This window comes from Mongoliibacter ruber (assembly GCF_003003005.1).
GTDB lineage: Bacteria > Bacteroidota > Bacteroidia > Cytophagales > Cyclobacteriaceae > Mongoliibacter > Mongoliibacter ruber.
Window position 1 is genome coordinate 129,674 of record NZ_PVTR01000002.1, and the last position, 24,678, is coordinate 154,351.

22 protein-coding genes are annotated in these 24,678 nt (G+C 40.3%); 12 read left to right on the forward strand and 10 right to left on the reverse strand.

Translation table 11 applies throughout. The annotated features are described in order from the left end of the window. Nucleotides 1-189 precede the first annotated feature (189 nt). The 3 genes from CLW00_RS03845 to CLW00_RS03855 are packed head-to-tail and all read left to right on the forward strand — an operon-like array spanning nucleotide 190 to nucleotide 3,802. The gene (locus tag CLW00_RS03845) at nucleotides 190-1,887 is read left to right on the forward strand and encodes a sensor histidine kinase (RefSeq protein WP_106132340.1); all 1,698 of its coding nucleotides are present in this window, start codon (nucleotides 190-192) and stop codon (nucleotides 1,885-1,887) included. Then, the gene (locus CLW00_RS03850; RefSeq protein WP_106132341.1) at nucleotides 1,884-2,576 is read left to right on the forward strand and encodes a response regulator transcription factor; all 693 of its coding nucleotides are present in this window, start codon (nucleotides 1,884-1,886) and stop codon (nucleotides 2,574-2,576) included. The genes CLW00_RS03845 and CLW00_RS03850 overlap by 4 nt, the downstream gene beginning before the upstream one ends. Beyond that, nucleotides 2,573-3,802, forward strand: a complete 1,230-nt coding sequence (locus CLW00_RS03855; protein ID WP_106132342.1) for a sialidase family protein — start codon at nucleotides 2,573-2,575, stop codon at nucleotides 3,800-3,802. The genes CLW00_RS03850 and CLW00_RS03855 overlap by 4 nt, the downstream gene beginning before the upstream one ends. Here the strand turns inward: CLW00_RS03855 and CLW00_RS03860 are convergent. Together CLW00_RS03860 and rlmH are read right to left on the reverse strand one after the other, a co-directional pair. After that, nucleotides 3,799-4,629: a hypothetical protein gene (locus CLW00_RS03860; RefSeq protein ID WP_106132343.1), complete on the reverse strand. Its 831-nt coding sequence runs from the start codon at nucleotides 4,627-4,629 to the stop codon at nucleotides 3,799-3,801. The genes CLW00_RS03855 and CLW00_RS03860 overlap by 4 nt on opposite strands. Before the next feature lie 96 nt (nucleotides 4,630-4,725). Then, a complete protein-coding gene (rlmH, locus tag CLW00_RS03865) occupies nucleotides 4,726-5,199 on the reverse strand; it encodes a 23S rRNA (pseudouridine(1915)-N(3))-methyltransferase RlmH (protein WP_106132344.1) in 474 nt (157 codons plus the stop codon). A gap of 234 nt (nucleotides 5,200-5,433) precedes the next feature. Between rlmH and CLW00_RS03870 the strand changes: the two genes are divergently transcribed. The 4 genes from CLW00_RS03870 (at nucleotide 5,434) to recG (ending at nucleotide 9,545) form a co-directional block, all read left to right on the forward strand. Beyond that, the gene (locus CLW00_RS03870; protein ID WP_106132345.1) at nucleotides 5,434-5,934 is read left to right on the forward strand and encodes a fasciclin domain-containing protein; all 501 of its coding nucleotides are present in this window, start codon (nucleotides 5,434-5,436) and stop codon (nucleotides 5,932-5,934) included. A 52-nt stretch (nucleotides 5,935-5,986) separates the two neighbouring features. Then, entirely contained in the window at nucleotides 5,987-6,175 is a 189-nt protein-coding gene (locus CLW00_RS03875) for a hypothetical protein (protein WP_106132346.1), read from the forward strand. A 243-nt stretch (nucleotides 6,176-6,418) separates the two neighbouring features. Continuing rightward, nucleotides 6,419-7,288: a histidinol-phosphatase gene (locus tag CLW00_RS03880; RefSeq protein ID WP_106132347.1), complete on the forward strand. Its 870-nt coding sequence runs from the start codon at nucleotides 6,419-6,421 to the stop codon at nucleotides 7,286-7,288. A gap of 163 nt (nucleotides 7,289-7,451) precedes the next feature. Then, a complete protein-coding gene (recG, locus tag CLW00_RS03885; RefSeq protein WP_106132348.1) occupies nucleotides 7,452-9,545 on the forward strand; it encodes an ATP-dependent DNA helicase RecG in 2,094 nt (697 codons plus the stop codon). Nucleotides 9,546-9,748: 203 nt separating this feature from the next. On the opposite strand, the gene CLW00_RS03890 is transcribed toward recG, so the two are convergent. Both CLW00_RS03890 and CLW00_RS03900 read right to left on the reverse strand, forming a co-directional pair. Continuing rightward, entirely contained in the window at nucleotides 9,749-10,126 is a 378-nt protein-coding gene (locus tag CLW00_RS03890; RefSeq protein ID WP_342747897.1) for a GxxExxY protein, read from the reverse strand. Between the two features lie 903 nt (nucleotides 10,127-11,029). Then, the gene (locus CLW00_RS03900; RefSeq protein WP_106132351.1) at nucleotides 11,030-12,133 is read right to left on the reverse strand and encodes a Gfo/Idh/MocA family protein; all 1,104 of its coding nucleotides are present in this window, start codon (nucleotides 12,131-12,133) and stop codon (nucleotides 11,030-11,032) included. A 117-nt stretch (nucleotides 12,134-12,250) separates the two neighbouring features. On the opposite strand from CLW00_RS03900, the gene CLW00_RS03905 reads away from it, so the two are divergent. From CLW00_RS03905 to CLW00_RS03915, 3 genes are all read left to right on the forward strand, one after another. Continuing rightward, nucleotides 12,251-12,712, forward strand: a complete 462-nt coding sequence (locus tag CLW00_RS03905) for a GlcG/HbpS family heme-binding protein (RefSeq protein WP_106132352.1) — start codon at nucleotides 12,251-12,253, stop codon at nucleotides 12,710-12,712. A gap of 10 nt (nucleotides 12,713-12,722) precedes the next feature. Continuing rightward, on the forward strand, nucleotides 12,723-13,676 hold the full coding sequence (locus CLW00_RS03910) for a proline iminopeptidase-family hydrolase (protein WP_106132353.1): 954 nt from the start codon (nucleotides 12,723-12,725) through the stop codon (nucleotides 13,674-13,676). Nucleotides 13,677-13,948: 272 nt separating this feature from the next. Then, nucleotides 13,949-14,860: a sterol desaturase family protein gene (locus tag CLW00_RS03915; protein WP_106132354.1), complete on the forward strand. Its 912-nt coding sequence runs from the start codon at nucleotides 13,949-13,951 to the stop codon at nucleotides 14,858-14,860. A gap of 245 nt (nucleotides 14,861-15,105) precedes the next feature. Here CLW00_RS03915 and CLW00_RS03920 read toward each other — a convergent pair whose 3' ends face one another. The 6 genes from CLW00_RS03920 to CLW00_RS03945 form a co-directional block, all read right to left on the reverse strand. Continuing rightward, nucleotides 15,106-15,528, reverse strand: coding sequence for an Ohr family peroxiredoxin (locus CLW00_RS03920; protein WP_106132355.1), 423 nt, complete (start codon nucleotides 15,526-15,528; stop codon nucleotides 15,106-15,108). A 13-nt stretch (nucleotides 15,529-15,541) separates the two neighbouring features. Continuing rightward, nucleotides 15,542-15,958 (reverse strand): MarR family winged helix-turn-helix transcriptional regulator, encoded by a 417-nt coding sequence (locus tag CLW00_RS03925; protein ID WP_106132356.1) that lies wholly within the window; start codon nucleotides 15,956-15,958, stop codon nucleotides 15,542-15,544. 312 nt (nucleotides 15,959-16,270) lie between these two features. Then, on the reverse strand, nucleotides 16,271-17,470 hold the full coding sequence (locus CLW00_RS03930) for a redoxin domain-containing protein (RefSeq protein ID WP_106132357.1): 1,200 nt from the start codon (nucleotides 17,468-17,470) through the stop codon (nucleotides 16,271-16,273). An 11-nt stretch (nucleotides 17,471-17,481) separates the two neighbouring features. Next, on the reverse strand, nucleotides 17,482-19,854 hold the full coding sequence (locus CLW00_RS03935) for an alpha-L-rhamnosidase-related protein (RefSeq protein WP_106132358.1): 2,373 nt from the start codon (nucleotides 19,852-19,854) through the stop codon (nucleotides 17,482-17,484). 2 nt (nucleotides 19,855-19,856) lie between these two features. Then, on the reverse strand, nucleotides 19,857-20,717 hold the full coding sequence (locus CLW00_RS03940; protein ID WP_106132359.1) for a TIM barrel protein: 861 nt from the start codon (nucleotides 20,715-20,717) through the stop codon (nucleotides 19,857-19,859). Between the two features lie 12 nt (nucleotides 20,718-20,729). Beyond that, entirely contained in the window at nucleotides 20,730-22,037 is a 1,308-nt protein-coding gene (locus CLW00_RS03945) for a Gfo/Idh/MocA family protein (RefSeq protein WP_106132360.1), read from the reverse strand. Nucleotides 22,038-22,226: 189 nt separating this feature from the next. On the opposite strand from CLW00_RS03945, the gene rbsK reads away from it, so the two are divergent. Next, nucleotides 22,227-23,135, forward strand: a complete 909-nt coding sequence (gene rbsK / locus CLW00_RS03950) for a ribokinase (protein ID WP_106132361.1) — start codon at nucleotides 22,227-22,229, stop codon at nucleotides 23,133-23,135. Between the two features lie 34 nt (nucleotides 23,136-23,169). Next, nucleotides 23,170-24,645 (forward strand): hypothetical protein, encoded by a 1,476-nt coding sequence (locus tag CLW00_RS03955; protein ID WP_211300144.1) that lies wholly within the window; start codon nucleotides 23,170-23,172, stop codon nucleotides 24,643-24,645. Nucleotides 24,646-24,678: the final 33 nt, after the last annotated feature.

Genomic DNA, 24,678 nt, shown 5'->3' on the forward strand with positions numbered 1-24,678 from the left:
TTCACCTCCCTTTTTATCTACTTTGCGTAGTTATTTGTGTATAAGTAATCAAGAAACAAACATTGTTTCCAAAGGTAAAGAATGGTAAAAAACCGTCAAAACCCCTCCCTTCAAAAGCCTGTTAAATATTGTTAAGTTGCTTAGAAGGGGGTTTTTATAGTATAAATTTGTAAAATGTCTAAAACCCGAATGAAATTAATAATACTTCTAATGACCTTTGCCAGCCTTGGTTTGGTAGGGTTCCAGTATTATTGGGTAAGCAATGCGCTGAGCATTAACGAGCAAAGATTTGAGCAAAACGTCTATCAATCTCTTTCTTCGGCTATAGGACAATTGGAAAAGGAAGAAACCAAGGACCTGTTTCTCTCCATTTTGAATACCGATACTACACTTCAGAAATCCCTTTTTCAAAAAATAGAACCAATAGCTGTGCAGGTGAGGCAAAAGCCTGTCAATAATAGAAGACGTCCTTCTGTAATGGATACTATGATGAAACAGCCTCTGCCTCAGCTTAGCCAAAGATTTCGCAGGCTGGTGGAGGCACGCGGTGTGGATCCTGATGTATTTATGGATTTGGATAATTTCTTCACCTACCTGACAGCAGATATAGCAGGAAAAATATTCACACCTGATGAAATGGAGATTCTCCTTCAGGAAAGACAAAGGCAATTGCAGTTTTTGGATCAAACAGAAGCATATTTCAGAAACCGACAGAACCTGCCTGAACCTGAGTATGTGGAAGAATACAATATCCCAAGAGATGCTTTTGAAAAAATCAGGTACACCAACCTGAAAATCGAGGCTATGAACCAGGTGATGGAGGAGCTTTTGGAAGGTCAGAAAGACATACTGGCGCGTGTAGACACATCACATGTCAAAAATCTTGTCAAAAATCACCTGAAGGAAAGGGGAATAGCACAAAATTTTGAATTGGCCATAATAAATGACAAGGATGAGATGATTCCTATTTCAAGAGCAGCAGATTTGGTGAAGCTACGCTCAAATGGCGTGCAGGCAAGGCTTTTTCCTTCTGACATCCTCGGGAAGGAAAATCACCTTCTGATTAATTTCCCCGCTAAAAGGGCCTATATCTTGCAACAAATATGGCTTCCTGTACTAAGTTCTCTTGTGTTTATAGGTATAGTGATTTTCTGCTTTATCTATGCAATCAAAGTCATCATAAGACAAAAAAACCTGTCTGACATCAAAAATGACTTTATCAACAACATGACTCACGAGTTCAAGACCCCAATTGCTACTGTGAGTTTAGCCATTGAAGCACTACAAGATCCGGACTTGATGAGTCAGGACTCTTTTAGAAAGAGATACTTGGGCATCATCAAAGATGAGAATAAAAGGCTCGGTACACAGGTCGAAAAAGTACTGCAAGCTGCTACGCTGGACAAAAAAGAATTCAAACTCAAAATGGAAACCTTGGACCTGGAAGAGGTATTGGTCTCAGCCAAAGACCACATAGAATTACAGGTGGAAAGCAAAGAAGGAAAGATTTCATTTGAATCTCATCTGAGTGACCCGATTATCGAGGCAGATCCGTTTCACTTGACCCATATTGTGAACAACTTGTTGGACAATTCTGTAAAATATTCCAAAGAAAAGCCAAACATCCTTCTGAAATGCTGGGATCAAAACGGTAGCGTATTCGTCTCAGTAGAGGATAATGGCATAGGCATGACAAAGGACACGGTCAAAAAAATATTTGATAAGTTTTATAGGGTACCAACTGGAAATATTCACGATGTGAAAGGTTTTGGCTTGGGACTTGCCTATGTAAAAACAATGATTGAAGCACACAGTGGAGAAATCACCGTAAGCAGTGAATTAGGAAAAGGAAGTATATTTACCATCAAACTCCCCAAAAAGCAATGAGCAAATCCAAACTTTTAGTAGTCGAAGATGACCCAAATCTAGGAGATATTCTCCAGGAATACCTGAATATGAAAGGTTACGAAACCACACTATGCAGGGATGGAGAAGAAGGCTGGTCAAAATTTAAAAAGGACAAGTACGACCTGGCTATCTTGGATGTCATGATGCCTAAAAAAGATGGCTTCACCCTTGGCAGCGAAATCAAAAAGGTCCAAGAAGACCTTCCCATCATATACCTTACTGCCAAAAATCTGAAAGAAGATATCATAGAAGGATTGAAAATCGGCGCGGACGATTACATCACCAAGCCTTTTAGCATGGAAGAGCTGCTGCTTAGAATTGCAGCAATCCTAAGAAGAACACAGAAAAGCGAAGAAATTCAAGCGCTTAAAGTCTATAATTTCGGAGAGTTTGAACTCCATTACGACCAGCAATTTATCAAAGGGCCAAGTGGTGACCACAAACTCACTTCAAAAGAAAATGAACTTCTCAGACTTTTAGCTTCTGAGGCAAACAAACTTGTCAACAGAAGTCATGCGCTCAAGCAGATTTGGGGTGATGACTCCTATTTCAATGCTAGAAGTATGGATGTATACCTCAGTAAAATCAGGAAAATTCTGAAAGATGACCCAAAAGTTCAGATCATAACCGTACATGGAGAAGGTTTTAAGCTGGTAGTAACAGGATGATCCGATCAAATATCCCCTTATTCTTCGTCTTGTTGGCCTACACAATGCTGTTTACTGCCTGTACTTCCAACTCAACCATCGAGCAGACCAATCAGGCACTCGAGTTTACATTTGAAAGCCCAAATGCTCATATAGAAGAACCCTTTTTAACTGTAAATTCAAATGGGCAAGTTTTGCTTTCCTGGATAGAGAAAAGGGAAGATCTGAATCAATTGAAATTTGCAAAGTGGGATGGTAAAACTTGGAGCGAAGAGAAACTCATTGCCTCTGGAGAAGATTGGTTTGTCAATTGGGCCGATTATCCTCAGATCGCAAGTTTTGTAGATGGAAGCTTGATGGCTGTTTTTTTACAAAAAAGTGGCCCAGGAACTTTCGCCTATGACGTGATGACGACTTTTTCAGTAGACGGTGAAGACTGGAGTCAACCAAAAGTCTTACATGATGATGGTACCCAGACAGAACACGGCTTTGTTTCGATGAAGCCTTGGGGAGAAAACATGTTGGTCTCATGGCTGGATGGCAGAAATACCGCAGGTTTATCGCATGACCACGGAGACCATGACCACAAGGGACAGATGACCCTAAGAGCGGCTGTTTTAGATAGTCAAGGAAATAAGATTGATGAATGGCAGCTCGATGATCGTGTTTGTGACTGTTGTCAAACAGGAGTTGCCATTGCAAATGACAATCCTGTAATCGTATTTAGAGACCGATCTGAAACTGAAATAAGGGATATTGGAATGGTAAGGTGGGAAGATGGTAAATGGACCGAGACAGAACCAGTCTACATGGATCTTTGGGAGATTGCTGCCTGCCCTGTCAACGGTCCAAGAATTGCGACCAAAAACAATAATTTAGCCATTGCCTGGTACACGGCAAAAGATGGAAACCCTGAGGTGAAATTGATTTTTTCGGAAAACAAGGGTCTTGATTTCAAAGATCCAGTAAAAGTAGACCTAGGAAAAACGCTCGGAAGAATAGGTTTGGAATTTATTGGTGATGAAAACCTTTTGGTCTCTTGGATGGAAAATAACAGAATCATGGCAAGGACTGCAAACATGGACGGTAAGTTGGGCAAACCATTTGAAATTGCCAGCTCTTCAGAAAAAAGGTCAAGCGGATTTCCACAATTGGCATATGATGGCAATCATTCATGGATGGCCTGGACAGATGATCAGACTGATCTCAAAAAAGTGAAAGTCAAAAGGTTTGCAGACATTGACTAGTCCGCTGATTCATTTACATGCGATTGCAATAAGAGGGTGATCTTCTGTTTCAGTTCTATAATCCTTTCAGAAGGGTACAAAAATTCTGCCTTGAGCAATTGTGTGTAAGTCCCGGTATAGTCTTCCTCGAAAAACTTCTTGATAGCATCATTGTAATACTGCAATCCTGCCAATTCCCGAAGACCAATCACGGTATGGAAACTTTCGGTGAATCCGTTTTCTTCGGTTTTCCCAAGATAGTTAGGAATAGAGCCAGCCCCTTGATTCCTACGAATGAACTTTTGTTCGAATGCACTGACCTCATTTTCCCCAAATATCAATCCGCCGGTGGGAAAGGTGCTTTCTAACAAAAAATGATCTTCATCAAGATTTCCCTTTATGTACACATGCGCATCTGTTTCAATAATCTGGTATTCAATCTGAAATTCATCCAAAAGCAAGGCGTACAACCCCGACCCTGTAACACAATCATATATGCCTTCCTGTAGTGTTTTGGAAAAATAAGCATGTTCTTCGTATCTGGTCAATATCAACTGATGGGCAGAAAAGTAGATCTCCTCCAAAAGCCTTCTTTTATCCGAGCTGCTAATCTTGGAAGCTCGCTTATGAAGCTTATTGACCAATTTTTCAAATATAGGGGACTCTAGACTCGCACCGGGATTGAGCGATTGCAATAAGAGAAAAGGTTCTTCTTGATACCTGGTAAGTAACAGTTCTTCTACCTCATTTTCAAAGATACTGACTCCTTGTTCAACACGAGCTTCCTGTGCCAAAGCTGTGAAGCTGAGTGCCAAGAAAAATGTCAAAAACCTGAAAAACAAAGTCATTACTCCTCAAATGTCAAATTGAAACTTAATTAAAGTTAACAATTAATTAACATTAGAGAAATAAATAAAGTTTTTGTTAACATTAAGTTAACATGATTACTGATGGTGGTAAGGTTCGTTGCGCAGGATGGTGAATGCACGATAAATTTGCTCGATAAAGAAAACCCTTACCATTTGATGGGAAAAAGTCATTTTTGACAGGGAAATCTTTCCATTTGCTCTTTGATAGACTGCATCAGAAAAACCATAAGGCCCACCGATCACAAAAATCAAGTTTTTCAATCCTGCATTCATCTTTTTTTGGAGATAAACAGAAAAACCCATCGAAGAAAACTGTTTTCCGTTTTCGTCCAACAAAATCAGCTCATCAGAAGTCTGGACTTTTTTTAAAATCAACTCACCTTCCTTTTCCTTTTGGGTTTTCTCATCTAGATTTTTAGTGTTTTTTAGGTCAGGCAAGATTTCCAAAGAAAACTTCACATAGAAGCCAAGCCTTTTGCTGTATTCATCAATGAGTACCTGGATAGACTGATGATCGGTTTTTCCTACTGCCAATAGTGTGATCTGCATCAGACAAAATTAAATTCAATTGTTTCCAAAAAAAATCTGATTTGGTACGAAAATCAAATTTTTGTAAATAATCGATACATAAACATGAGATATACAATCCAAACGAATCATTTTTATAAATGAACTACCTGTTTTTAGAGTTGAAAAATAATGTTGAATATTTTATAACTTTTTGATAAACAAAGGAATATGTTTTGGACTTATACTTACCTAAACAATAAACTATTATAGATCATGAAAAAACTATTCACCTTTGCATTGCTTGTAGCATTTTTCGCAACCAGTGCATTCACCGCAAACAAAAACGCTTCAATTTATGAAGAAAATGACATTGTAGATGTAGCTGTAGCCACAGATTTTCTATCTACTCTAGTAGCTGCAGTACAAGCTGGAGATTTGGTAGACGTATTGAAAGGAGATGGTCCTTTCACAGTATTTGCTCCTACCAATGATGCTTTTGCTGCACTTCCTGCAGGAACTGTAGAAAACCTATTGAAGCCTGAGAACAAGGCACAATTGGTAGCTGTACTAACCTATCATGTCGTACCTGGAAAAGTGTATTCTAAGGATTTGAAAGATGGAATGAAAGCTAAAACAGCTCAAGGATCTGAAGTAACAATTACATTGAAAGATGGAAAAGCTATGGTGAACAACGCCACAGTATCTGCTGCAGATATTGAAGCTTCAAATGGCGTAGTCCATGTGATCGACACTGTGATTTTACCTCCAATGTAATTAAAGAATAAAATTTACGAAGCCCTCAAATTAAATTTTGAGGGCTTTTTTTATGTCACACATTGACAGGTTTATAGGGTTCATCACCCTAAGTGAAGTGAAAGTATGCCCCGATCCGATATCAGGATTCGGTGGATATCCAACCTTGATAGGAGGAGGTGCTTCAACTCCGCAAGCCTACCTACACGAGATAGGCTCCGTTCAGCATGATCCAATGTTAAAATCGCAGGACGACACCTAATTAATTAATATTTATATCCGTTTTCATACCAATAGAATTAACCTGTGATTTCGAACAAATATCAAATATCTACTAGTATCTCTTCGCCAAAAAACCCTCGTTTAATTGATTAGTTGCGTGATTGCGGACAATCATGTTATTTAAATATTCAAAATACAATTCCATTTAATTATTGAAATAAACCTTTTCTGATAAATTCTGAATTTGCATTTTTATCCAGGCAACATCAATTCTTTTTAAATAATGAAAGGCTGGACCAATTATCACAATCATAGCTATTTTTGCGACGGTGTAGAACCCTTAGAAGAGCATGTCATTGCGGCAATTCAACAAGGTGTACTTCATTTGGGTTTTTCATCTCATTGTCCTTTACATTTTACCAACCCATGGTCAATGTCTAATCAGAGGATTCCCGAGTACGTCTTGGAAATCGACAGGCTGAAAGAAAAATACCATCACAAAATCACTTTGTACAAAAGCCTTGAAGTGGATTATTTTCCAGATGGGAACTTTCACAATCAGTATTGGAAGCAAAATACAGGGCTTGATTATACCATAGGGTCAGTTCATTTTATTGATCAATTCGAAGATGGACAAGCTTGGGAAATTGACGGGACATTATCCGTTTTCAAAAAGGGCCTAGAAGAAATTTTTCACAATGATATCAAAGCCGCAATACTTCGCTATTTCGAAATCTTCCATCACATGCTTGATCAAGACTGCCCGGATATGATCGGACATTTGGATAAAATAAAAATGCACAACAGCAAGGAACCATTCTTTGATGAAAATGCTGAATGGTACCAAAAATCTATAGACCAAGTCTTGGTTCATGCTGCAGAAAAAAATGTCATCATTGAAGTAAATACTCGTGGTATCTATAAGAAAATCACAGCCGAACCATATCCCAGTATTTCAATTCTCCAAAAAATACAAGCACTCAAAATCCCCATTTGTCTTAATTCTGACGCACACCATCCCAAAGAGGTCATCGCAGAATATGGGAATGTTTCAAGATTACTCAAAGAACTGGGCTTCGATCATTTGATGGTTTTCGACAATGGGGTTTGGTTGGATAGGAAGTTTGATCACACCGGGATTTTTTTTGATTAAAATCTTTGAAGGACTTAAGAACTCAAAAGCTGTTAAGAATCGTAAAGACCAATTTGGAACAAGATACACTGTGAATATCAAAATTCGTATATTTGGAAAAGAAGTGATTTATTACTTTTACATTATACCTTGGTACCTTCCTCTAAACAGATCAATATAGCTCTTGTCCTCTTTTTTCGATACCAAAATTGAATTCCTCCGCGGCATGGGCCCGCAAAAAGCCGCTTTGGTTAACAAAGAGCTGAATATTTTCACCTATGGGGAATTGCTCCAACATTACCCCTTCCGTTATGAAGACAGGACAAAGTTTTTTAAAATCCGTGAAATCAGCGAAGATGTAGAAAACGTACAGCTCATTGCCAAAATCCGAAAAGTGGAATCCATTGGAGAAGGTAGGAAAAAGAGGCTCGTAGCCCATATTTTTGATGAAACTGGGGAAATGGAACTGACTTGGTTTAAAGGTGCACAATGGGTGGTCAAAAAACTTGTACCCGGAGTTCCTTTTGTGTTTTTCGGCAAACCCAACCGCTATGGGCGAAAAATCAGCATAGCCCACCCTGAAATGGAGCCCCTAAGTCAGGTACAGGAAGAGAAAAGTTTTTTTCAGCCTGTATATTCCACAACAGAAAAACTACGCGCCCGATACCTGGACTCAAAGGGAATATCCAAGATCATGGAGGGTCTTGTGCAGGTTTCGATGCCTCAGATCCAAGAAACGCTTACTTGGGATATCCTTCAGCGCTTCAACCTGATGGGAAAAAAGGATGCCATCAGGCAAATTCACTTCCCCGAAAATCCAGAACTGTTGAAAAGGGCTAGATTCAGGTTGAAGTTTGAAGAATTCTTTTATGTACAACTGAGGCTCTTAAAGCTCAAGCTCACCCGTACAGAAAAATCCAAAGGTCAAGTATTGAATCAGACCGAACTGCTGACCAAGTTTTATAAAGAACATATTCCATTTGAACTGACTGAAGCTCAAAAAAGAGTGGTGAGGGAATCTTATGCGGACATGAAATCAGGCAAGCAGATGAACCGTCTGATCCAGGGAGATGTCGGCAGCGGCAAAACCATGGTGGCTTTTATTTGTATCCTGATTGCCATCAGTTCAGGGGCACAAGCCTGCCTGATGGCACCAACTGAAATCCTCGCCAACCAACACTATGAAGGATTGAAAGAATACGCCGACCTCATGGGCTTAAACATCGCCTTGCTGACCGGTTCAACAAAAAAATCTGCCCGCAAAATCATACATGAAATGTTGCTCTCAGGTGACCTCCACATCATCATTGGGACTCATGCATTGCTTGAAGATATCGTTCAGTTCAAAAACCTCGGATTGGCAATTGTAGACGAACAACACCGATTTGGAGTCGCTCAAAGGGCTAAATTATGGGGGAAAAACGAAACATTTTTTCCCCATATCCTGGTCATGACGGCAACTCCCATTCCAAGGACACTTGCCATGACTTTGTACGGGGATCTTGACATTTCAGTCATTGATGAGTTGCCCGCTGGAAGAAAACCAATTCAGACTGTACACCGCTATGACAAGGACAGGCTGAAAGTATTCGGCTTTATCCGCAAACAGGTATTGGAAGGTCGGCAGGTGTATATAGTTTATCCATTAATAGAAGAATCGGACAAAATGGACTTGAAAAGTCTGATGGATGGATACGAAAGTATTTGCAGGGCTTTCCCGGAATTTCCAGTGAGCATTGTCCACGGGGATATGAAAGCAGCGGACAAGGATTTTGAAATGCAGCGCTTTGTAAAAGGAGAGACAAAGATCATGGTAGCGACCACTGTGATAGAAGTAGGTGTCAATGTACCAAATGCATCCGTAATGATTGTGGAAAATGCAGAGCGTTTTGGTCTGTCCCAACTGCATCAACTCAGGGGAAGGGTAGGTAGGGGCGCAGACCAGTCTTACTGTATTTTGATGAGCAAGTACGAACTTTCAAAGGACAGCCGAGTCCGGTTGGACACCATGGTGCGTACCAATAATGGCTTTGAAATCGCAGACGTTGACCTAAAGCTCCGTGGACCCGGTGACTTGATGGGGACGCAACAAAGTGGCATCGCAGACCTGATGATTGCGGATCTGAGCAAGGATGCATCGATTCTGACCTTGGCCAGAGACGCAGCAGAGCTTCTTCTTCAGAATGATCCAGACTTAAGCGCCCCAGAAAACTCGATGGTCCTCCGCCAAATCAAATCCCACAAAAAACACCAGATGAACTGGAGTAGGATTTCTTGATATTTTTTCTCCCGCTGAATCCGCTGATAGACGCAGATGAAATTCCATACTAACAGACTTTAAGGCTCGGATCTTTTCTTTCAATAAGATATAAAAGATAAGAATTAGAAATAAAATCAGGTACCGGAGGTTCTGCGAAATTCTGCGTATTCTGCGGGACAATTTTTCCTCCCACTGAATCCGCTGATAGACGCAGATAAATTTTACAAACCATTCACCTTCCTAAAGATTCCATCTGAAATATTTTCGACATTAAAATTAACCAAGATTCCAAGTTTTAATCCGCTAAGCTTTAGATAGGAAATCAGTTGTTTATGGTGAATTGGCATCAATTCACTTACTGATTTAATTTCCACTATTACTTTGTCATTTACCAAAAGATCTAATCTAAAAACCCCAAGTTCAGTTGCTCTATAATAAAAGGGCAAAGAAACTTGCTTTTCACATTTTAGCCCCTTTTCTCTCAGCTCAAATTCTAATGCCAATTCATAAATTGATTCTAAAAACCCTGGACCAAGATTCTTGTAGACATTAAAAATAGCTCCTCTAATTAAATAAGATATTTCATTCTCGTCCATCATAAAAATCCTTGAAATTAAAAACTTGAAAGCTGACTTCTAATTTAGCAACCAATTAGTCAAATGAATACTAAAGGCTTAAAAATCTTCTATATTCTATGAATTCACGGGAATATACTACTCCCGCTGAATCCGCTGATAGACGCAGATGAAAACCCAAACTAACAGACTTTAAAGCTCGGATCTTTTCTTTCAATAAGATATAAAAGATAAGAAATAGAAATAAAATCAGGTACCGAAGGTTCTGCGAAACTCTGCGTATTCTAAGGATCCGTTTTTCCTCCCGCTGAATCCGCTGATAGACGCAGATGAAAACCCAAACTAACAGACTTTAAGGCTCGGATCTTTTCTTTCAATAAGATATAAAAGATAAGAAATAGAAATAAAATCAGGTACAAGAGGTTCTGCGAAATTCTGCGTATTCTGCGGGACAATTTTTCCTCCCGCTGAATCCACTGATAAACGCAGATGAAAACCCAAACTAACAGACTTTAAGGCTCGGATCTTTTCTTTCAATAAGATATAAAAGATAAGAAATAGAAATAAATCAGGCACCGGAGGTTCAGCGAAATTCTGCGTATTCTGCGGGACAATTTTTCCTCCCGCTGAATCCGCTGATAGACGCAGATGAAAACCCAAACTAAACGTTAAATTCTGACTGAGACATTTAACTCTAAGTACACAGAATCTCGTATCTCGCTTCTCGGCTCTTTTTCTTGTCATATTTTTTTCATCCCTCCTCCTTCATCCTTGCTCTCCTCTCGCTTATCTAAACAAGAATCTTGGAGGTTAAAAAACCCCGATATTCTTATCGGGGCTCAAAGGTCAACATCAACCCATCTTAATTCTTGCTTCTTGTCTCTAACCCCTCGTTTCTCGCTTCTCGTCTCTCATCTCTCGCTTCTCTTATATCATCACCCTCTCTCCTGTTTCGGAGGATTTTAAAATCGCCTGTACAATTTTTATATCTCGAAGTCCCTCTTCTCCAGGTACGGGCATAGGACCACCACCCATGATCGCCAATGCATCCATATCCATTTGATTGGCCTGCTGCCATGGAATCTCGTAAGGGAAATTAATTTCACCCAAAGGACTTTTACCTTTGATTCCGGCATAGGCAGAAAAAGGCTCAATTTCAATTTTTCCTTCTTCACAGGTCACTGTCAAAAAGTTAGTATTCTCGTAAAAAGAAGTCTTGATTTTCCCAATTACCCCTCCCGGAAACTCCAACTCAGCCTCTACCACTTCTCCCAAACCATCTTGGTAAATTTCCGGTCGCTCAGCCCATATCTTGGCAGAATTGACTGCAATAGGTTCCATATTGGACCCTAGTCTGGCACCCTGAATAGAATAAACCCCCATATCATAAATCACGCCTCCACCCATTTCTCTTTTTTGTTTCCAGTGGTCAGTCCTGTTTTCCCTATATCCCGCAGCACAATCTACAGCCAATACTTTCCCTAATTTTTCATTTTTCACAATATCCTGATATGCCAAGGTATTGGGTTCATGTTGACAGCGATAACCAATTGACAAGCTTACGTTATTCCGATTACAGGCATCTATCATCGCTTGGCACTCTTCCGCAGTCACTGCCATTGGCTTTTCGCACCATACATGCTTACCTGTATTGGCAGCCTTAATGGTGTATTCCATATGCATAGAAGGTGGCAGCACGATATAGATTACATCTATGTCATCATTGTTTGCAATGCCATCCATGTTTTCATAATTGTAAATATTGGCATCGGGAATATTGTACTTTTTCTTCCATTCTTCAGCTTTGGAAGGAGTCCCAGTGACTATCCCGGTGAGTTTGCAATGTTCGGTGATCTGCAGTGCAGGGGCTAGCAAATCTGAACTGTAATAGCCCAAACCTACCAAAGCAACTCCAAGCTTCTTGTCCTGACTAGCTTGGGTACATGAAAATAGGTTTAGTGGCGAAAGCAAACCGAGGCCAGCACCAAGGGTGATGGTCTTGAGAGAATCTCTTCTACTGTAATTTTTCATTTGAAAATAGGTTTTGGTTTGTAAAATGGCTTAATCATTGAATTTAGGGTTTTTAGGAAGGTCATCAAAATATTCCTTAAATTAGAAGTCTATCATTATTCACCAAACAAAACAATCATGAGACTTTTACTATTGAGCACTATATGCTTTTTAATGACTTTCACAGTCTTTTCCCAACAGCAACCCTATCTGAGTCTGGCTGAAGCCAAAAGAATAGCCGATGCCGCTGAAAAAAAAGCTGTTGAAAATGAGTGGACTGTGGTCATTGCCATATTGGATGCAGGAGGGCATTTAATTTTACTAAGAAAAATAGATGGAACCCAAATCGGAAGCGTGGAAGTAGCGCAAGCCAAGGCAAAATCTGCAGTCTATTTCAAGAGAAGCACTAAGGTATTTGAAGATGGAATCGCTGATGGAAATAATAGGTTAATTACTTTACCAAATGCGGTTGCTTTAGAAGGAGGTCTTCCAATATTTCGAGACGGGCATTGTATAGGTGCTATTGGTGTTTCTGGGGTCCGATCAGATCAAGATGGCATCATTGCAGAAGCAGGGCTTTCAGTATTAGAATCAAATTAACTCAAAACGCATGAAAAATCAGTATTCAAATTACCTCGTCTTTATATTTTCATTTTTTATCTTCTACTCTTGCAGTCAGCCTGACACCAAAAAGCTGGGTACAGGTGAAGGCTATGTCGAAGTTGACGGTGGGAAAGTATGGTACGAAGTTGTTGGAAATGGGGACAAATTACCTGTGTTACTGCTTCATGGGGGACCAGGAGGTACAAGTTTTGGGTTTGAGCCTTTGAATGAAATGGGATATGATGGCCCTTTGATTTTTATGGATCAATTAGGTTCCGGAAGGTCATCTGCAATTTCAGATACCAGTCTAATGACCGTCGAAAACTATGTAGACCAGGTAGAGAAAGTAAGAAAACACCTCGAGTTAGATGATTTTATTCTTTACGGTTCATCGTGGGGCACTATGCTAGGTATCGCCTATTATGCCGAATACCCCGAAGCTGTAAAAGGCATCATTTTCAGTAGTCCATTGTTCAGTACCGATATGTGGATCGCCGATGCAGACACCTTAATCGCAACATTACCTGACTCTGTTCAGCAAGTTATCCGCTATCATGAAGAAATGGGAGAGTTTGACAATCCCGATTATCAGGAGGCTGTTACATTGTATTACAGCCTTTATGTACGTAGAAAAGAAAGTCCAAAAGTTGACAGAAGCCACATGAACCTCAGTTCAGGTAAGGAAATCTACAGCTACATGTGGGGTCCAAGTGAATTTACCTCTACGGGCACATTACGCTCTTTCGATAGGCTAAATGATTTGGGAAAAATAACTGTACCAGTGTTGCTTTTTACAGGAGAATATGACGAAGCTCGACCAAACACTGTGGCTTATTATGCCAGTCTGATTCCAGATGCCAGATTCGTTACAATTCCGGATGCGGCACATGCTACTCTAAATGACAATAAGGAGTATACATTGAAAACCGTTAAGTCATTTTTGGATGAAATAAATGATTGAAAAATAATTTTCGATAAATACCCAGTTTCGAAAATTATAAACTGCAGAACACTCTTTAAAAGTTTTTGGAACCTTAACGGTGTTGCGGAAAGGGATTTGGAGTAAAGGATGATGGATTAGAGTTTTTTGCTCAACGCTTAGCCAAACTTTAATACATACAACCCTCGCCTAAGAATACTGCCGCTCAGAACTTATTTCGAGGAATTTTAGTTATTTATAGGTAGCTTGACGTTACAAGAATAAGAGTAAATTCAAATTAGCATACCATTTTTATGAATAAAGAAACGTTAACCTTTGAGCAGATCACAAATATGGATCTGCCTAACATCATCCTTTACGCTGCTCCTGTAATGATAGCTCTTGTGGCTTTTGAGTGGTATCTTTCGTATCGGCAAAAAAAGGATTTCTATGATGGGAAAGACACTGTTGCCGCACTGGTAATAGGATTGATCAATGTGGGTATGAGTGCTGCTATAAAAGTAATCACCTTTGGCATAATACTTTTCTTTTATAACCTAGTTCCTTGGACCATCCCCATGACTTGGTGGGCCTTTATTATCTGCTTGTTCTGGTTGGATTTCTGGAGGTATTGGGCGCATAGAATAGCGCATGAAAACCGTTTTTGGTGGGCTACTCACGTCACCCATCACAATTCAGAAAAGTACAACTGGTCAGTATCGTTCAGATTAAGTTGGACACAGCATATCAAAATCATTTTCTTCATACCAGTGGCCTTAGCAGGATTTCATCCTGTAGTTTTTTTCATTGTCCATCAGCTAGCAGTCCTGTATCAATTTTGGATCCATACTGAGTATATCACCAAATTGCCAAGACCAATAGAGTATTTCTTTACCACTCCTTCTCATCATCGTGTGCACCATGCCACGAATGAAAAATACTTGGACAAAAACTATGGTTCAACTTTTATCATCTGGGACAGGATTTTCGGTACTTTCCAACCCGAGGAAGAAAAACCAAATTATGGATTGACCACTCAGGTGAATTCGTACAATCCAATTACCCTCAATTTTCATGAGTGGTCTGACATTGTAAGAGATGTGAAAAATTCCCGTTCACTCAAAGAAGCCTATGCAATGGTATTTACAAGACCAAGTGAGCTGGAAGCAAAGAAAAAGGAATTTGAGGCAGCCTATGAGAAATCAAGGTTGAAGGTCAACGGATAGAACTTGTTTTTGCTGAATCATTGTTTTGATTGCATGTATATCCGCTTTAAAATCAGTGGAATCTTTAAACAAGAATTAACCTGTGATTTAGAAGCAATATCAATAAGTAATTTGTCCGCATCGGCGGATCCAACTCGCCTCCTAGAGTGAAGGTATCCTTTAGTATCAGTTTGCTAAAAAACCATCGTTTAATTGATTAGTGGCGTGATTGCCGATAGTTCTATTAGATTATGTGCACTTAATACTCAGGATACAGCTTTGATATGAACTTCAATATTGCCTCTGACTGCCTTAGAATACATGCAATGCTTGTTAGCCAATTCAGCTAGCTTTTGAGATTCTTCCAAAGAAGCTGCCTGAGGAATTTTGACTAATATGTCAGCAGCCAAGCCATAACCCCCATTTTCTGCCTCTCCAGAATGTACTTGCACACTGATTTTGGCATCTTCTGTATTGACTCTCTTGGATACAGCCCCCAATGCTCCTGCAAAACAAGCTGCCCAAGCGGCTGCAAAAAGCTGTTCCGGATTGGTTTTACCTCCTGCTCCCCCTATTTCCTTTGGCATTGCTAAAGATAGTTCCAAGAGACCATCATCTGTTTTTACTTGCCCGTTTCTTCCACCAGTATTGGTTGCTGTGGCGGTATAGCTCTTATTGATCTTTTCCATTTTATTCTGCAGTTTAAAATTCTGAAATAAGTCTATCCATCAAGGATTTCAATGTTTCAAACTCTTTATCTTCCCAGTTGTTGAAAATCCCTTCCACTTTTTCATTTATGCCTTCAGCTTTGTTTTGTAGAGACTTACCGGGATAGGTCAGTTCTATCTCAACCCTTCTTTCATCAACTTCTGACCTGACCCTTTTGATAAGATTGATTGCTTCAAGTCGTTTGAGCAAAGGTGTAAGAGTTCCAGAGTCTAATTGTAATTTTTGACCTATCTGTGATACCATCTGCCCATCTTTTTCCCAAAGCACCAACATCACCAAATATTGTGGATAAGTCAGTCCAAGCTCTTCCAAAGGAGCCCTGTAAACCTGTGAAAACAAACGTGAGGCAACATAAAAAGGGAAACTAGGGTCTTCTGATAAATTCGGCATGGCTCAGTCTTTTACTTGTATACAAATAAATCTACAAAAATTAAATTCTCCCGCCAATAAATTATCGGGCTATTATTTTGCTCATGCCTATGGCATTGGGACATCATAAATAAACACAGTGAATCAGGGACATACATTACTTCATCATCCATTATTCATCATTCGAAATTCGAATTTTTTTCAATTCCGCGTTCCTAATTCAATCAGCCATCGCTCCGGTTTGCCCCTCGTAATTCGTAAATCAATAGACCTCACCTTTTCATCCCTCATTCTTCATCCTTTCTTCCCGATCTCCTCCACCTTCTCTCGCCTCTAATAATACCTCCCTATCATCGGGTGATCTACAATCGCACGCTTGAGCTCCAGAGATTTGATCTCACCCATGACTTTATGAGCAATGTTTCCGCCCGGCTCTATCAACAATGTAATTGGCAAACTACCATCCCAATCTTTTCCCACTACATCGATGACGGCATATTTGTCCTCGGTATCAATCAGGTAATTTGGAACAGCGGAGTATTTACTTTTTAGGAATTTCAAAACCTTTTCCTCTTGATTGGGATTGTCCATGCTCAGACTTACAAACTGAAAATCCCTGTTTCCATACATTCTCTGAATTTCAATAAATTCAGGATATTCCACAATACAGGGGCCACACCATGTTGCCCAGAAATTGATCAATAAAAGCTCATCCGTCTCATTCTTGAGAAGTTCAGCCAAACCCTCAGGGGAAATTTTCTCAATCTCCACAGGTTTCTTTTTCCATTCCTCGTTTGTTTTTTTGGTGTACTCATTTTTCCAAGCCCACTTAGTAGAACATCCAAATGCCGGTGTAATGGCTTTGTCGGGATCCAATGCTTCACCTGAGAGTGTTTTCTCTATGGCATTTCTCAAGTCTTCTGCATTTGCCGTACCTGGCTTTTCGGAAGCATCCAAACGACCTGAATAAGCCAAAGCCCTTTCCTTGTCAAATACAAATACATGAGGCGTAGCTGTAGGTCCGTATGCAAGCGAGTATTCATGCACATCCCCATCATAGAGGTAAGGGAAATTATAGTTCATGTCTTTGTAGCGGATTTGCATTGCTTCAAAATCATCGCTGAGATCTGTATAGCCCAATTCCTCTGGCAAAAGGCCTATTGGACTATTGGGTGAAATTGCCACAAAAGCAACACTTTTCCCCTCATAATCATCTACCAAATCAATAAACCTTTCTTCATAGGCTTGTGCTGTAGGGCAGTGATTACAAGTAAAATTGATTACAAGTACATCTTTGTCCTTAAAGTCATCAATTGACACATATTTTCCATCTACGTTTGGCAGTCGGAAATAAGGAGCCTTATCACCTATAACCAATTTTGGGACTTCCTTTTCAGGCATTTCCTGAGGATTTGGTATAAATTCATCACTCTCAGCTGTTGTCGCCTCTTGTTGATTAGACTCCTGTTGTCCGCATGCAAAGACAAACAGAGAAGCCATGAGGACAAATGTGGATAACTTTAGATTTTTCATAGTTCTAGGGTTTACCAAGTTATATGTTGTGTTCCGGGTTCTATGGAATAGGACTTTCCTTTCCATATAAATTCTCCATCCAAGCCATCAGGAAGATTAATTTGGGCAGTTCTATTTTCAAAATCATATCGAACCGAAATAGCACCTTTAGGATGAGGCATTTTTCCTTCAAATTGATTCAAATCTCCGGGATTGGGAGAAATCAGCACTTTTTGGAAGTATTTTTCCGCTGGCTGAATCCCGCAGACCGTGTGGATAAACTCAAAATTTGGACTTGCACTCCAAGCATGGCAATCCGATCGGGTTTCCTTTTCATGTTCCGCGAAAGTAGTAAGCCCTTCCGCTAACATGTCTTCCCAAGTATTCAGGTTGTTGATAAAGTAATCACCATTCCCTGATTGTTGGGCAGCTCGAGTCAAGTAAAACCGAAAATAGATATTGGCCTGTGCCAATTCTTCTTCGCTGATAATCCTATCGAATAAATCACTTTGTGCTGACTTATCCACAGTATTTGTCAAGATAGCAAAAATATTGGCGTGTTGGCTAAATGTCTCCTTGGAAGTCTTGTCTGCAAAAAGTTGCCTATTTTGATCCCAGGCATTCTCTCGAATATTGGATTTGATTTTTGTGGATAAGTCACTAAAGTGATCGGCAAACATATCTTTCCCAAACTCCTGAAACAGAGGAATGGCTTCCTGAATGGCATACAAAAATTGTAAGGTCATGACCACAGATCCCCCTTCCTTGAATCCTGGAGGAGAAGACATTTCCCAGCCTGCCACATCTGTGTAGGACCACCAAGGCATAGAGCCAAGTATGTAATCGTCTTCAAGTTTGTTTTCAAACCAAAATAGTATAGATGCAATCTGAGGAATATAACTTTTGATAAATTCCGGGTCTTCCCTGTGCATGTAATAATCATGCATCATATTGATCCAAAAAAGCGAATAGGGAGGAATCATCTGTCTTAAATTGGAAGGGTATCTGCTTTGGGCAATCCCTTCATCAGTTATAGAATGGGCAAACTGTCTTAATGCATTCTTCATCAAGCGATCGTCCCCAGCTGCATATAAAGATATCAATGCCTGCACCCGCGTATCTCCTATATATTGCAACTGTTCATAATAGGGACAATCCATATAAGTCTCATCCGCACAAAGTAAAGCCGTTCGCCATCCTACATCCCATATTTCATCGTGAAGGGTGAATGGGGTTTTGAAATTCCCAGCTTCCTGAAAAGGATAAATAAATTTGTGTGCAATATAATTGTCCCAATGCAGTTCTTTCGCTCCTGTTTTGACTTTCACTTGGATATAGCGCCAAGTTCTCGGAAGCAGCTGGGAATATTCTTTGTTTTCTCCCCCATCCAACAAATACCTGTCTGTCTGCCCGATGAATTTTTTACCTTCTATCTCATTTCTGTTTCCTTGGGTATTGTCTTCATAAAAAAGCGTCTCTGCATAAGCTACTTCAACTTGACTCCCTTCACCACCAGAAAAAGTAAAATGAGTATGTCCTTTGGTCAAGTACTTTTGGTCTAATAAAATGATTGTTTCAGAATTTGGTGCAAAGATCAGTTTTTCACCCGAATTCCATTTTTGAAGATTGTCAACCTCCCAGTTTCCGGAAGTTTTTCTGATAATAGGCTTTGACTCCTTTTCTTCATTCATCATGGGAATTTCTCTCGGATTTAGGCTGATTTCGGCATGGCCATAGCTATGAGTATGTCCATAAGGAACACCTCTGTCAAGCACCTTAGGGGAGTGCCACTTATCAGCTGCAAATCCTACCTGATTCCAACCCCAAGGATATTCCTCACCTTTGATTTGCTCTCCTCCACCCATCGCAAAGTACCCCAATACCTCGAAGTCTTTATCTCTAAAAGTTGCCTCGTATGATTTGTCTATCCAAAGTTTCCAATTCCCTGTTCCTGTGTTCAGACTTTCTCCCATCTTATCATCCTGTGATTTGAGAATAAAGCGCAATCCCAAATCATGGTATCGGACCGGGTTCATTTCTCCCAATGAAAACACTGTCAAACCGATGACATTATTCCCTTCTTTCAAAAAAGGTGCAATGTCATAGGTATCAAAGCTATAGTGTTCCAAGTCATTGTTAGCTGGCCCTTGACCCAGGTACTCGCCATTCACATAGAGCTTGTACCTAATCACGGCCGATAAGTCTATCGTCAAATCTCCAGGCACAGAAGTGATGTTAAATTCATTCCGGGCATGCACTACCGCATAGTCTGGCAAATCGGATTGAGAAAGACTTAACCATCGTGCATTCCAAAAGTCCTGAGACTGAAGATCAATTGGATAAAAACAAAACAACCCTATCCATATGAACAGGGTTGATCTGAAAGTGCTGAGTTGGGTTTTCATGTTTATTTGACAAATGAAGCATTATCTAAATATTGAAAGCTTTTTTGAACACTTTCTATGGGCTCGTAATTGTACCGCTCTACTTCGACAAAATAGTCCTTCATACCATGATTGTAAGCGGTTTCAAAGATTTCTTTGAAATCCATTGTCCCGCTGGCTCCAATCTCTTCCTCATCCTTGATATGCAAGACGGGAAATCTTTTTGGGTATTTGTTGATATAGTCAACAGGATCCTGCCCGCCCTTTTGTGCCCAATACACATCCAATTCATAGAAAACGAGTTTTTCATCTGTGTTTTCTATCAGGTAATCCATCATTATTTTCCCTTCGATCTGCCCAAACTCACGGGCATGGTTATGAAAACCAAACATCAAGCCTCCTTTTTTGGCTACTTCTCCTATGGCATTGTAATAATCACACCACACATCCAATTCCTTCAAAGTCGTCGGGATAGGCATAGATGGTTTGATGATGTATTTGGCTCCAGTGGCTTTATGATCAGCTACGGCTTTTTTCCACCAATCAAGCGCTTCTTCTTTTTTGCTTCCATCATATTGCGGACCGCCTACATGGGCACTGCGCATTTTCAAACCCAAATCTTCAATATACTTCCTGAAAAAAACAGGCTCCATGCCATATATCAAGCCCTCATTATAATTGGCAGTTTCCAAGCTTTTGTAGCCAATAGAAGCCACAAGCCTGAGGGTATTCTGAGGATCTTCACGCATATCAGCACGCAAAGAGTAGAGTTGAAGTCCTACTGGTTTTTTAGCCAGTGCATCGGCAAATAATCCATGTGGAGTAAAGGCAGCAGCAAGGGCAAAAGCACCTGATGTTTTAAGAAAATTACGTCTGTTTTGCATAATGGCTATGGGTTAGAGTGAAAATCCGTTTTCGTAATTGTAATGAATTTTAGACTGGGCTTCCCAGTCATTTGGAAATGACTGAGATACTGGATCCCAATCCAAAGGGCGCCCCAAAACATCTGCTATATTGCCAATTGTACAGATGACACAGGTACTATGCCCGACCTCGACAGGTACTATAGGGTCTTTTCTTTTGATCACAGAATCTATAAAGTCCCAATAGTGTGGTGGATAGCCTAAATCTGGCCTTTCCATGGTTGGGAAAAGACTTTTGTCAGAGGCATCAAACTGTCCCCTTGAAACTTTAATCCAACCTTTATCACCAATAAACTTTACTCCCTGCCTTCCTTCATCAAAAGGACCAACAACCATTTCTGCACCATTGGCATACTGATAGGTTAATGGGCTGTTACTTGTGCCGGGTATCACTTTCACTGGTCCGCTGCGATCCATACCCAATCCCCACTGGGCTATATCAAACATATGTGCTCCCCAATCTGTCATATACCCTCCACCTGTTTCTCTGTACCACCTCCATGCTCCCCAGAATTTTTCATTTTCTTCTGGACTCAGTGAAATAGATGGAGCCAGCTGTTCATTGTAGTGCATGTATGAAAGAGGACCTAACCAAGCTTTCCAGTCAAGCCCATCAGGCAATGATTGTTCTTCCAAATCGTAAGGTTTGGGGTGTTCGGGCTGACCTACATGGACCAGGACTTTTTCCACCTTCCCGATTTTTCCTTTTAAAGTCATTCGTGCAGCATGCTGAAAATTGATATCAGATCGCTGTTGACTGCCTACGGCTAGGACAGCCCCATTTTTCCGAACGGCCTTGATCAGCTCCTGCCCTTCTTTGATGGTAAGCGTTAGGGGTTTTTCCAGATAGACGTCCTTGCCTGCATTGCAGGCATCTATGGCCATTAGGGCGTGCCAGTGGTCAGGTGAAGCAATGACCACTGCATCGATATCATCTCTCTTGAGCAGCTCTTTGTAATCGGCATATAGGTCTACTTTGGAAGAGCTTTTGCCAATATCACCGCTGATTTTATCTACTCTTTTTGAAAATCTTTCTCTTTTGATCTCATAGACATCCGCACAGGCTTTGACTTCCACTCCTGGAATTCTCATCATGCCATTGAGGATGCCCATGGCTTGTCTTCCTACTCCTATAAAGCCCAGACGAACCTGATGGATGTCTTCAGCCGAAACCGGACTGGATGCAAAACCGGTTTTGGGTAAAAAGGAAAGCCCCGCGGCGCTAAGCAAAGATGCGCCAATAAATTTCCTCCTGGAAAAATTGTACTTTTTGGTATTCATGCTACAATGGGTTTAGGTTAATTGTTTTATCACTTCCAAAGTCCTCTCATCCTATGAATATTTGCTACTTTGGAAACAGTACCATATAATATTACTTCAAAAAGTGCTTTATTGAAAATTAATAAACCTAAAATGGACAAGGCTAAGGACACAGTTTTATAAATGGCCTTAATCTTTATTTGTAAGGTAATGGAAAACTCCCCTCATATTCTCGTCATTGGCAGTGCCAATATGGACATGGTCATTCAGACCAGCCACTTCCCTTCACCGGGAGAAACCATCATTGGTGGTGATTTTTCTCTGATACCTGGCGGAAAAGGAGCGAACCAAGCTGTAGCAGCTTCAAGACTCGGTGGAAAGGTGTGTTTCATCAGCCAATTGGGAAAGGATCTTTTTGGCAACAATAACTTAGACAATTTCAAAAAAGAAGGAATTGATACCAGTCAAATCAAACAGAACGATGAACAGCCATCTGGAGTGGCTTTGATTACAGTGAATCAAGAAGGTGAAAACACCATTATTGTTGCACCTGGTGCGAATCATTTCTTGAGCAAAGAGGACCTATTGAAAGCAGAATCAAAGTTTGCTGAAGCTGAAATCCTGTTGATGCAGCTTGAAATCCCACTTGAAACGGTCTTGGCAGGCAAGAAACTAGCTAAAAAATTTGATAAGAAAGTAATATTAAACCCAGCGCCTGCCTCGGATTTAGGTGAAGAATTTTACAAGGGTTTATACCTGATCACTCCAAATGAAACAGAGGCAGAATTGCTTTCAGGTATCAAGGTGATCGATGAAAAAAGTGCGCATGCTGCCGCTTCTGAATTGGCTTCCAAAGGAGTAGAGAATGTTATCATCACCTTGGGTGCTTCAGGAGCATACGTTTTTTCTGAGGGATTTAAAGGAATCATACCTACAGAAAAAGTCAAGGCCATCGACACTACCGCAGCTGGAGATACCTTCAATGGAGCTTTGGCCGTGTCATTGGCAAAAGGCAAAAATCTAAAATCTGCTGTGGTTTTTGCGCTCAGAGCTGCAACCTTGTCGGTACAGAAGTTAGGGGCCCAGTCCTCCATTCCTACTTTGGAAGAACTGAGCTAAAAAAGAAATTCATTTGTCATTACAAATTCAAAAAATGAAAGATTCACTCAATGCCATTATCAGGATTCTTTCTTTTTCAGTCTTTTGTCTATTTATCCAAAAAACTCAAGCCCAGACTTTTGCCTTGGATCATGCTGAAGATAGGAAAACTAAGGTTTCGATTGTAGGCGATAAATTCTTTATTAACGGAACCCCTACGTACCAAGGTCGCTTTTGGAGCACTTCTGATGGGCAAGAATATCCAATTGAAGGACTTTTGTTTAATTCCCGAATGGTGCAAGGCGTATTTGATGATCTTAATCCAAAGACCAGAAGTCAATGGGCCTATCCAGATATTGAAGCATGGGATCCTGATCGGAATACCGAAGAATTTGTCCAAGCCATGGCTTCATGGCGCGTCCATGGATTGCTTGGCTTTACTCTCAATTTGCAGGGAGGATGCCCCTATGGTTATTGCAATACTTTTCCATGGGACAATTCTGCGTTTGAAAGTGATGGATCTTTGAGAGCAGCGTTTATGCAGCGAACTGAGCGAATTCTCAACAGAGCCGATGAATTGGGAATGGTGGTGATTTTGGGCTTGTTTTATTTTGGTGAGGACCAAAACTTAGCTGATGAAACGGCAATTAACAATGCGGTAAAAAATGCCGTTGAGTGGGTCCTCGAAAAAGGATTCACGAATGTAATAATTGAAATCAACAATGAGTGCTCCGTTGGTTCTTATGATCATGCAATTTTGAAATGCGATAGGGTGCATGAACTGATTACAATGGCCAAACAAATAACTAGGGATGGGGCAAGCCTCTACGTATCTACATCGCTGGCAGGTGGACATATCCCAACTGACAAAATTGTAGAAGCATCCGACTTTATACTTATCCATGGCAATGGTGTTAATGACCCTTCAAGGATCACTGAAATCTCTGAAGAGATCAGAAAAAAAAGTGTTTACAGCTCAAAACCTCTTGTAAACAATGAGGATGATATCCCATGGAAAAATACTGATCAAGGTTGGGAAGAGCAGGGAAACAATTTTGTATCAAGCGTAAAGTCATTTACGAGCTGGGGATTTTTTGATTTTCGTCAACCAAATGAAAATTTGGATTACAATTTAGGCTTCCAAGGTGTTCCCGTTAATTGGCAAATAAGCTCTCCCAGAAAGCGTGATTTTTTTAGGCTGCTTTCTGACATTACCGGAAGTGAAGGGTCTCCTTCTTTAGAGCTGGTTTTTTCAAAAGAAATAGGTAATGTGATAAGCGTCAATATTGAAGGCGGTCCAAAGGAAATTAAAGTGAACAAATTCGAATGCATTGTAAACAACAGATCAGTTTTGAGTGCTGAAAAAATACTGGAGGAAATAGATTTCAAGGGGTTTGCCAATGATGTTTTATCCCAAAATCATTGGATTAAAGTAAGGCTGACTTATGTATGGGACGAAAAAGAGGTAGTGGTAGAATCTCCCTACTATAGAAATCCATGGTGGCCTTATGGAGGTTTTTCCAAGGATTAAAATCACATATAATAAAACAATGACACCAGAATC